Origin of the sequence: Gardnerella massiliensis, from assembly GCF_003408845.1 — a bacterium.
In the GTDB taxonomy this organism is placed as follows: domain Bacteria; phylum Actinomycetota; class Actinomycetes; order Actinomycetales; family Bifidobacteriaceae; genus Bifidobacterium; species Bifidobacterium vaginale_H.
Genome location: NZ_LRTV01000005.1, coordinates 1 through 10,730 on the forward strand (window position 1 = coordinate 1; position 10,730 = coordinate 10,730).

Below are 10,730 nucleotides of genomic sequence, written 5' to 3' on the forward strand. Positions count from 1 at the left end.
CGCGTACGTGCTCGCCGCCATGCGTGTTGTGGACGCCTACGCTCGCGAATGTAACGCGCCAAATATGGAGCGTCGTTTGTACAATCTGCACGTCGACAGCGAACTCGACGATGCGAAATCGGGGCGAAAGTACGGGCTTGGTTCCTCTGCTGCGGTGACGGTTGCGACGGTGCGTGCGCTGTGCGAATGGTATGGTTTGAGCGTTTCTACGCCGACGATCGCTAAGTTGGCGTTGATTGTGTCGTCGAAGGTTGCAAAGTCCGGTTCCGGCGGCGACGTGGCGGCGAGCGCGTACGGCGGGTGGATTATGTACCGCGCGTACAACCGCGAGTGGCTTGGTGCTGAGTTGACGCTGGTTGAGTCGGGGGAATCCAGTTTTAGTAAGTTGTTGCGCAAAAAATGGCCGCGCTTGGAGGTGAGGCGACTTAACGTGTCGCCGTCGCTAAAGTTGCTGGTTGGTTGGACTGGTTCGCCGGCTTCGAGCGCGGAGCTGGTGAGTAGCGTGGAAAGTGGCGTGGGAAGTAGCGTAGGAAGTGGCGCTGCAGAAATGCAACTTTCTGTACAAACGCAACCTTCGCGTCAAACGCAACCTTCGCGTCAAACGTTACCTTTTACTTACGAAGATTTTTGCGCGTGTAGCGAGGCTTGCGTTCAGCGTTTAATAATTGCTTTGGAATCGTACGATTTGTTGGGAATTGCCCGCGGTTTTGCCTGCAATCGTCAGCTTTTGAATGATTTAGGTGCGCTCACCGGCACGACTATTGAAACGCCGCAATTGACGGAACTTATTGAAAGTGCCACAAACGTTGGTTTGCCGGCGAAAACAAGCGGAGCCGGCGGTGGTGACTGCGGAATTGCTGTGGTGAGTGTAGACGATACGGATTGTGCCGACTTTGTGAAATCGCGTTGGAAAGAGAAAAAAATACAGCCCCTGAACTTAAAAATTGCAAAAATTACGGGAACTGGTAAATCTTCCGAAAATATTGTACTTAAGTGCGCGTGTGACTTTGGTGTCGACAATCGTCTGAGAATGAAGAAACTTAAGGCAAGAACCAAGGACGTGTGGCGGAACCAGGCTGGTTTGACGTCTGGTTTGACGTCTGATTTGAACTTTGACGACATTCGACTTCCTAAAGCGGGAGATTCGATTACGGCGGCGGCGTCTGCAACGTCTGCAAAGTTCGCAACGTCTGCAACGTCTGCAACGTCTGCAAAGTTCGTAACGTCTGCAACGTCTGGCGAGACTCCGGAAGTTGAGCGTAGCGTTGGCGAGGCGTCGCTTATTACGCAACACCGAAAAAACGAGCATATTGCCCTCGCAACTGAGCAATATCAAGCGCAAGCCGATGCCGGATTTGATGCAGTGCGGCTTATGCCGAACGCGTTGCCGCAGATTGCGTTGGAGGAAGTTGACGCTAGCGTACGCGTGCTCAACAATATGGAAAATAACGCTGCTCAATGGCGCTCGCCGCTGTACATTAACGCCATGACCGGCGGAAGTGCGGCCGCGCAAGAAATAAACGCACAACTCGCGCGCGTTGCGGCAAAAACTGGAGTCGCAATGGCAAGCGGGTCCTTAAGCGCCGCCCTTCGTGACGCAACTTTGCGCGATACGTTCAGCGTGATTCGAAGCGAAAATCCGCATGGCTTCGTGATGGCGAACGTGAGCGCGGGAACGAGTTCCGACGATGCGCTGCGAGCCGTCAGCATGCTGCAAGCAAACGCTCTGCAGGTGCATCTGAACGCGGCTCAGGAGCTGGTTATGCCGGAAGGTGACCGCGATTTTCGCGATTGGTTGCACAATATTGAGCGAATTGTGCGCGCGTGCGAAGCGGAGCGAGTGCCGGTTATTGTGAAGGAAACCGGTTGTGGTATGACGGCTCGAGATGTTTTGCGTTTGCGCGATATTGGCGTGCGAACGGTGGACGTGTCCGGGCGCGGCGGCACGAATTTCGTGGCTATTGAGAACGCTCGTCGCGCGCGTGGTGTGAATGTGCTTGGTATTCGTGGCAACTACGATTATTTGGCTAATTGGGGTCTTGCTACCGTTGAATCGTTGCGTGATATTCGCAATTGCGAGGCGCTTAAGTCTGATCCGGTGGAAATTTTCGCGAGCGGTGGCGTTCGCACGCCGCTAGATGTGGTGCGCGCGCTTGCGTTGGGTGCGTCGGCAGTGGGTGTTGCCGGCGAGTTTTTGCACACGCTTGTGCACGAAGGTGAGGACGCACTTGCGCAACAAATTACGGAATGGCAGGAGCAGATTCGCGTAATTATGGCGCTGCTCGGTTGCACTACGGTTGCGGATTTGCAAACGAATGTGAACATTCAATTGTCTTAGTGAGTGATATACTTGTGTAGTTGTGCATTCAGGCATGCTCATTTGTTTATGCGATGTGCGTGAGTAATTTGTGTGGTTGAATGACGCAAGACTTGCAAGTCAAAGAAAATAGGAGTCCATTATGGCAGCTCGTTGCGCAGTATGTGGCAAGGGACCGCAGACCGGTTTCAGTGTTTCACATTCGCATATCCGCAATAAGCGCACCTTCCGCCCGAACCTTCAGCCGGTTCGCACCACCATTGATGGCGAGAATGTTCGCCTTCGTGTGTGCGTAAAATGCATTAAGGCTGGCAAGGTTCAGCGCGTTGAAGCGTGAATCGCGTATTAATTGCGTTGAATGGTAAAGGCCCTGAGCGATGCTCGGGGCTTTTTTGTATTCGCAGATTCTCCGGCAAATGTTCCATAAAAGCGCGAAAGTAGCTACAAAACCCGGAAAAACTCCGGCAAATGTTCCATAATGTGGCTGATGTAGCTACAAAACCCGGAGAAAAAACTCCGGCAAATGTTCCATAAAATGACAAACCGACAATTCCTATACAACCGTGTAAAGAAAAAATCGAAATTAAGCCGAAAAGTGATTATTCCTTTACAGCGTTGTATAGAAACTAACGGAATCTCACCAAAAAGTGACAGTGACTTTACAGCGTTGTATAGAAACTAACGGAATCTCGCCAAAAAGTGACGGTCCCTTTACATGGGTGTATAGGAAATGTCGGAATCTAACTGGGAGGCGAGAGTTGGCTTATACAAAGTGACAGTCACTTTACAGCGTTGTATAGAAACTAACGAAATCTCACCAAAAAGTGACGGTCCCTTTACATGGGTGTATAGGAAATGTCGGAATCTAACTGGGAGGCGAGAGTTGGCTTATACAAAGTGACAGTCACTTTACAGCGTTGTAAAGAAACTAACGGAATCTCGCCAAAAAGAGACGGTCCCTTTACATGGGTGTATAGGAAATGTCGGAATCTAACTGGGAGGCGAGAGTTGGCTTATACAAAGTGACAGTCACTTTACAGCGTTGTATAGAAACTAACGGAATCTCGCCAAAAAGTGACAGTCACTTTACAGCGTTGTATAGAAACTAACGGAATCTCACCAAAAAGTGACAGTCACTTTACAGCGTTGTATAGAAACTAACGGAATCACGCCCAAAAGCGACAGTCCCTTTACAACGTTGTAAAGAAACTAACGCGCGCTACGCTCTAAGCGCTCCGGCAGGTCGTCGCGCGCTAAATCGCAGCGCTCAGGCAGGTCGGAGCGTCAATGACTTATAATCTAGGTATGCCAAATATGCCTACGAATTCAGCTCAAATGCACACCGCGCTTGCTTCAATAATCAGCAATAAGCGTCGCATCTCAGCGCTGAAATCGCTCGGCATCACCACTGTAGAAGACGCGCTTACTTACTACCCGTTTAGGGTCACAAATCCGCTGAAAGTCGCGCGTCTTCGCGATATCCGTATCGGCGAAGAAGTGGTGTTTTACGCACAAGTTCAGTCGATTAACGTTGTATCGATGAACGCTCGCCGTGGATCGAGGCTCGAAATCAACGTTGTGCAAAATCAGCGCGACGCGGCGCAACTTATTTATTTCGCCAACAACCGTCAGTATCTTCAGTGGCTTTCTGCAAAGTTACGCGTAGGCGCAATGATAGTCGTGGGGGGTATGTCGAGTGCGTTTAATGGACGTTTGCAATTTACGCACCCTCGGATTGTGACAGTGGTTGCGGAGGAAGTAAGTAGTAACGTTGCGCAATCCGACGATACCGTTCGCAGCGTTGAGGAAGGTTTGGCGCGTTTGAGTGCGCCGCAGCCTATTTATCACGCCAACTCGCGCATTTCCAGCGAACGTATTCACGAAACCATACTCGACATACTTTCGCTAATGCAGCCAGCGGAATCCCTGTCGAACCCAAGCCCAAACTCAAATCCAAACTCAAATCCAAGCCCAAGCCCAAACCCAAACCCGAACTCACTCCCAATTCCCGACATTCTCCCCGAATCGGTGCGCACCAAACGCAATCTTATGACCCGCGCGCAAGCCATATACGCCGTGCACCATCCGCAATCAACCGAGGGATTCCACAAAGCTTTGGCAACTTTGCGCTACGAAGAAGCGTTTATTTCGCAAATAGCGGTGTTGCAATCGCGCGAAAATGTGAAAAATAATCGAGCAATTACGTGCGATAATTCCGAATTGCGGCAACAGTTCGTAGCGAGCCTCCCGTTTGCACTTACGCACGGTCAGCAGGAAGTAATTGACGAGATTGTAGGGAATATGCGCGAGTCGCGTCCTATGCGTCGCCTGTTGCAGGGTGAAGTTGGCTCCGGCAAAACGGTGGTGGCTCTTGCGGCCATGCTTGAGGCCGTGGGATCGGGGTATCAGACGGTGTTGGTGGCGCCAACGCAAGTGCTCGCAGCTCAGCACGCCGAAAATTTGCGGCAGATGGTTGCTCGCGCGAATATCGACGTTCCGGTTGTTGTGGTGACGGGCGGCATGAAACTTGCGGAACGTAGGCGCGCGCTCGCGAGTGTGGCGAGTGGGGAGCCGGCGTTGATTGTGGCCACACACGCTGCGTTTTCTTCGAGTTTTAAGCCGACTCGTTTAGCGTTGGTGGTGATTGATGAGCAGCATCGTTTTGGGGTTGAGCAGCGAAATGTGCTGATGCGCAACGTGAGCGTAAAGGCGCGCGACGTGAGCGTAACTTCACGCAACGCAAGCGTAAGTGTAACTTCGCACGACGTCGAGTGTACGGAATATACCCCGCATCTTTTGGTGATGACAGCGACGCCAATTCCGCGCTCGGCTGCTATGACTTGGTTTGGTGACCTTGACGTTTCGTATTTAACGGAGCTTCCGGGAGGTAGAAAGCCGATTCGCACGTTTGTTGTGCAGGAAAGTGACGCGCGCACTATGGCGAGCATGTTTGCGCATATTCGTACGCGTATTGATGCGGGTGAGCGTGCGTACGTGGTTTGTGCGCATATTGAGGATGATGCTGGCGGTGACGGCGAGTCTGAAGAAGCTGAGGGCTTTGACGATATTGCGCGCTCGCTGAACTATCCGCAACTTCCGCAATCTCCTAACTATTCGCAACTTTCGCAATCTTCCAACTATTCGCAACTTCCGCAATCTTCCCAGCTTAATGAAATCCCAAACGCTCCTATTCGTAAGCTGCACACGGTTACGGGAATTATTAAGCGTCTTTCCGCGCTTCCGCAGTTCAAAGGTATTAAATTTGCTCAGCTCACCGGCCGTGACGACGACAACACTAAGCGCGAAACTATGGAACGGTTTATGCGCGGCGATGTGCAGGTGTTGGTGTCTACAACTGTGATTGAGGTAGGCGTGGATGTGCCACAAGCGAGTTGCATTGTTATTTTTGATGCTGATCGTTTTGGTTTGGCACAATTGCACCAATTGCGTGGTCGCGTTGGTCGCGGCGGCACGCAGTCGTGGGCGTTTTTGGTTGCGCAAACCGAGGCTGCTAGCGTTGCTCAGGAGCGTTTGCAGGTGGTTGAACGTTCGTTGGACGGTGCGGTGATTGCGCAGAAGGATTTGGAATTGCGTAATGTTGGCGACGTTTTGGGAAGTAGTCAATCTGGGGGACATTCGAGTTTGAAGTTGCTTCGGGTGGTTCAGGATGCGCAGGTGATTGTGCAGGCGCGCGACGATGCGGAGGAGACGTTGCGTAATTGCGGAGTGAGTCTTGATTCGCTGCCGTATCTTGCGGGAGCTGTGCTGGACTTTACGCGTGGAGGAAGTGCGCAAATCGTAAGTAATTAGGATTGTTGCGTATAAAAGTGCGCAAAAAAGATAACAAAGATAACAAAATAACAAAAAAATAAAGAAAATTTATAAATTTACGTGCATATTATGAGATTTGTGAATATTCTAGAAAGTAGAGGTTTTAACAATCGCACTAGAGAGTAGGCGACCATGACTGAACGCGAACAGCAAATCTTGGCTTGGATTCAACAAAACCCGATGATTAGCCAGCAGGAGCTTGCTAATTTAGCGGGAATTACGCGTTCTGGAGTGGCGGCTCATATTTCTAATCTCATTCGCAAAGGCTACTTGCGCGGCAAAGGATATATTGTGACGCCGCCAAGTTACGTCACTGTTGTCGGCGGCATCAGCATGGACGTGCTGGGAATTGCGTGCGGCGATTTGATGGATTACACGTCTAATGCTTCCCGCGTGCGCTACATGCTCGGCGGCGTGGGGCGCAATATTGCGGTCGCGTTGGAGCGGCTTAATTTGCGCACGAGCATGGTTTCGGTGTACGGCGGCGACCATAACGGTGAGCTTTTCAGGATTGATGCTGCGGCTAATGGTCTCGATATTGGTTATGCGAAGCAGCTTCCGGATGCTATGACAGCATCCTACATGTACGTTGGTGATGCTTCAGGGCAGCGTTTGCTTGCGTTGGATGACATGAGTATTTACGATCACATGACACCAGATTTTCTGCGCGAGCGCATGTCGATTATTGAAAATGCGGATATTTTGGTGCTGGATACTAATATTCCGCAAAGGTCGATTGAATGGTTGTGCGATAGGTATCGTAGGCCTATTGTGATGCGTGCTATTACTGACGCTAAGGCTTCGCGAGTGCTTTCCAGACTGAGTTGTATTGATACGCTGATTTTGGATACGGCTGAGTCGCAGGCTTTGACTGGTATTTCGGCTGTTGACGAACGTTCTGCTATGCGTTGCGCGAGCGCGCTGCTTAAGCGCGGGGTAAAGCATGTGTTTGTGAACGCGGGGCGTGCTGGTGTCGCTTATGGTGTTGCCGAGGAAGGCGTGGCGTTTTATCCTGTGCAGGTTAAGCGTATGCAGCGTATGATGCTGGCTCGTGGCAATGGTAACGACGGTGTGAGAGCTGTTGGTAATGATAATGGTTCGAGTGATGTGGCTACTGCTGCGTTGATTTATGCTCGTTACAATGATTTTGACTCCTCTAAGACGGGGCGTTTTGCGGTTGCGGCGGCTGCTTTGAATACGGAGTCTGTGCAGCCGGTGCATGAGTCGTTCACACCTGAGTTGGTGTTGGAGCGCATGAAGAATATTCACGAGCGCGCGTAGATTAAGCGCTCGCGCGAGCGTATTGGCCGTTTTGTGGAACATTTGCGGGAGAATTTCCGGCATTTGTTGCTGTTTTGGCCGTTTTTTGGAACATTTCCCGGAAAATTCCCGGCATTTGTTGCTGTTTTGGTGGTTTTTTGGAACATTTGCGGGAGAATTTTCTCCGGCATTTGTTGCTGAATTTGCGTAATTATGGAACATTTGCCGGAGTTTTTTTCTCCGGCGTTTGCGCGACGACCTGCCGAAGCGCTTAAAGCGCGAGCACCACACAACAAACGCGCGAGCGTTCCTTTGGTGTGGTGTATCGCTCCAAACGTTTTCTAATTAAGTTACGTTTTCTAATTAATTACGCAACATTATTGCATCAAATCTAAGCCCTGCTATACTTGTAAATGGTCATTTGTTTACTTATATAAACAAATGTCAGTTTTGGTGGGTATTGCTTTTACGCAAGCCTTACGCAAGCTAGTCGTAACCAACCTTACGCAAAGGAATATTCCACTAAACGCATGTCGTTATATAAGAAGCTGGTTATATAAGAATTTAGTTATATAGGAAGCTAGTTATATAAGAAGCTGGTTATATAAGAAGCTAGTTATATAAGAAGTTAGTTTTGTACAAAGGAGTAGCGATGACTTCAATTATTCTCGATTGTGATCCCGGTCACGACGACGCCATGGCCATTGTGCTAGCACTTGGCAATCCTAATATTGATTTGCTTGGTGTCACCACCGTTGGCGGCAATCAAAGCCTCGAAAAAGTCACGTATAACGCGCGCGCAACGCTCGAAATGGCGCACGCAACCAACATTCCAGTACACGCCGGCTGCGATCGCCCTATGATTCGTCCGCTGGAAGTTGCGGCTGCGGTGCACGGCGAAACCGGCTTGGACGGCGTCACCCTTCCAAAACCTACGCGCCCACTCGACGAAGGCCACGCAGTCAACTGGATTATCGACACCATTATGAGCCACGAACCTGGCACAATTACGCTGGTACCAACCGGTCCACTCACCAATATTGCTATGGCAGTGCGCATGGAGCCGCGAATCGTGAGTCGCGTGAAAGAAGTTGTGCTCATGGGCGGCGGATACCACGTCGGAAATTGGAGCGCAGTGGCTGAATTCAATATTAAGACGGATCCGGAGGCTGCGCACGTGGTGTTCAACGAGCCGTGGCCTATTACCATGGTCGGCCTTGATCTGACGCACCAGGCGCTTTGCACACCGGCTGTGCAGGAAAAGATTAACGCAATCGGCACTCCGTTGGCAACGTTCGCCAGTGGTTTAATGGACTTCTTCCGCAAAGCCTACCAGAACAATCAGGACTTTATTGACCCGCCTGTGCACGATCCTTGCACCGTGGCCTATTTGATTGACCACAGCGTTGTGAGCACGCGTCGTTGCCCTGTAGACGTTGAGATTAAGGGCGATTTGACGCTTGGTATGACGGTTGCGGATTTGCGCGGACCGGAGCCTTCCGCGGAGGAGTGCCATACGCAAGTTGCTACGAAGCTTGATTTTGACAAGTTCTGGGATTTGATTATTGACGCGCTTAAGCGTATCGGCTGATACGAATGTTACTAAACGTAGCTATTAAACGTAGTTACTAAACGTATCCTTTAATTAATCGAATTAATAAAGCAAATAAATTAATCAAATTAAGCCTTTAAATTTATACAAAATTTGATACGGAGGTTATTATGACTGAGGTTTCATCTCCGACGCCTTCCATGTTAGACAAAGGCGGTCGCTCCATTGTGGCGCTGATGACAGCGCTTCTGGTTGCCATTTTTGCGTTCCAGCTCAACGCTTCTATGCTGTCACCTGCACTGGCAACAATGACGAAAGAGCTTCACACAACCGATACGCAAATTGGCTTAACGCAAACGGTATTCTTCACCGCAGCCGCGCTATTCTCACTGTTTTTGCCTCGCTTAGCTGACTTAGTTGGCCGCAAAAAGGTGCTTATTGGAATACTTATTTCCACGATTGCGGGCTGCGTTGTTTCTGCCCTTGCGCCTGACGTAACCGTTCTTATGATCGGACGTATTTTGCAAGGCGCCTCCGGACCTGTGGTGCCAATGTGCCTGATTATGCTGCGCGTGCGTGTTAGCGAAGAAAAGCGTTACGCAAAGTTGATGGCAATTTTGACATCCGTAAACGGCGGTATTGCAGGCGTTGACGCGTTACTTGGCGGCTGGCTTGCAGGAAAATACGGTTTCCGCTCGGTATTCTGGACGATGGCTGGTATTGCTGTTGTTGCAGTTCTTATGATTATTTTCGCTGCGGAAGAATCGCATGCGGACGATACTCCACGAATGGATTGGCTTGGCGTTATAACGCTCGGCATTGCGTTCTTGGCTGCCTACCTTGCTATTAACGAAATCGACAAGCTCGCCGCAGCAAACTGGACCATGGTCGCAGGGCTTGTGGTTGTGGCTGTTGTGTTCTTCGTTGTGTTCTGGAAGATTGAGGGCAATAGTGCGGCTCCGCTGGTTTCTACGCATTACATGAAGCAGCGCCGTACGTGGGGCTTGCTTTCCTGCACGCTTTTGACGATGACTGGCGTCTTCGCTTTGATGAACGGCGTGGTGCCGCAGTTGGCTCAGGATACTAAGTTTGGTGCGCACTTGGGTGCAGACGTGGTGAGCTTCGCAACGCTTACGCCTTACGCAATTATTGGCTTACTGTTTGGACCGGTTGCTGGCATGTTGGCGGCAAAGTTTGGGTACCGTTTGGTGCTTCGCGCTGGCATTTTGGTAAGTATTATTGGCGTGCTTTTTGGAATTTATGTTGCCGGAGTGCCATCCGTTTGGGCGCTGGTTGTGCTTTCTCTCGCCTTGGGTATTAGCTACGCTGGCGTTGCGAACATTATGCTTAACGGCCTTGGTATTGTGCTTTCGCCAAAGGATAATCCAGGTTACTTGCCGGGTATGAACGCGGGTGCGTTTAACTTGGGTGCTGGCTTGAGTTTCGCGATTCTTTACGCTGTGATGACGAATGTTGCTGGAACTAATGGCGCAACAGGCGGATACATGGCTTCTATGGTTGCTGGAATCGTTCTTCTCGTGCTTGCGTTTGCTTGCTCCTTCTTGATTCCAAATCCTGAAGAGGTAAATAAGTAAGTTAAGTAGGGTTGTTTTTGACTGCAAACGCCGGGGAATTTTCTCCGGCGTTTGTTGTTGTTTTGGTGGTTTTTTGGAACATTTGCGGGAGTTTTTTCTCCGGAAAATGTTGCTGTTTTGGCTGTTTTTTGGAACATTTGCGGGAGTTTTTTCTCCGGAAAATGTTGCTGTTTTG

6 protein-coding genes are annotated in these 10,730 nt (G+C 50.3%); all 6 read left to right on the forward strand.

The window, feature by feature from the left end; translation table 11 throughout:
* On the forward strand, window positions 1-2,338 hold a 2,338-nt coding region (gene fni, locus AXE77_RS06830; protein WP_240612642.1), incomplete at its 5' end, for a type 2 isopentenyl-diphosphate Delta-isomerase.
* Between the two features lie 121 nt (window positions 2,339-2,459).
* Window positions 2,460-2,654, forward strand: a complete 195-nt coding sequence (rpmB, locus tag AXE77_RS03165; RefSeq protein ID WP_004105392.1) for a 50S ribosomal protein L28 — start codon at window positions 2,460-2,462, stop codon at window positions 2,652-2,654.
* 950 nt (window positions 2,655-3,604) lie between these two features.
* Window positions 3,605-6,127 carry an ATP-dependent DNA helicase RecG gene (locus tag AXE77_RS03170; protein WP_116712116.1) on the forward strand — a complete coding sequence of 841 codons (2,523 nt, stop codon included), beginning with the start codon at window positions 3,605-3,607 and terminating at the stop codon, window positions 6,125-6,127.
* 153 nt (window positions 6,128-6,280) lie between these two features.
* Complete coding sequence (locus AXE77_RS03175; protein WP_116712117.1) at window positions 6,281-7,429, forward strand: PfkB family carbohydrate kinase; 1,149 nt, start codon at window positions 6,281-6,283, stop codon at window positions 7,427-7,429.
* Between the two features lie 631 nt (window positions 7,430-8,060).
* Window positions 8,061-8,999 carry a uridine-preferring nucleoside hydrolase UriH gene (uriH, locus tag AXE77_RS03185; RefSeq protein WP_116712119.1) on the forward strand — a complete coding sequence of 313 codons (939 nt, stop codon included), beginning with the start codon at window positions 8,061-8,063 and terminating at the stop codon, window positions 8,997-8,999.
* A 131-nt stretch (window positions 9,000-9,130) separates the two neighbouring features.
* Window positions 9,131-10,555 carry a uridine transporter UriT gene (uriT, locus tag AXE77_RS03190; protein WP_116712120.1) on the forward strand — a complete coding sequence of 475 codons (1,425 nt, stop codon included), beginning with the start codon at window positions 9,131-9,133 and terminating at the stop codon, window positions 10,553-10,555.
* Window positions 10,556-10,730: the final 175 nt, after the last annotated feature.

Bases quoted from the DNA above. Each gene is read 5' to 3' on its own strand.
- AXE77_RS03175 (WP_116712117.1), top strand. From the start codon at position 6,281: ATGACTGAACGCGAACAGCAAATCTTGGCTTGGATTCAACAAAACCCG.
- AXE77_RS03170 (WP_116712116.1), top strand. From the start codon at position 3,605: ATGACTTATAATCTAGGTATGCCAAATATGCCTACGAATTCAGCTCAA.
- uriH (WP_116712119.1), top strand. From the start codon at position 8,061: ATGACTTCAATTATTCTCGATTGTGATCCCGGTCACGACGACGCCATG.
- rpmB (WP_004105392.1), top strand. From the start codon at position 2,460: ATGGCAGCTCGTTGCGCAGTATGTGGCAAGGGACCGCAGACCGGTTTC.
- uriT (WP_116712120.1), top strand. From the start codon at position 9,131: ATGACTGAGGTTTCATCTCCGACGCCTTCCATGTTAGACAAAGGCGGT.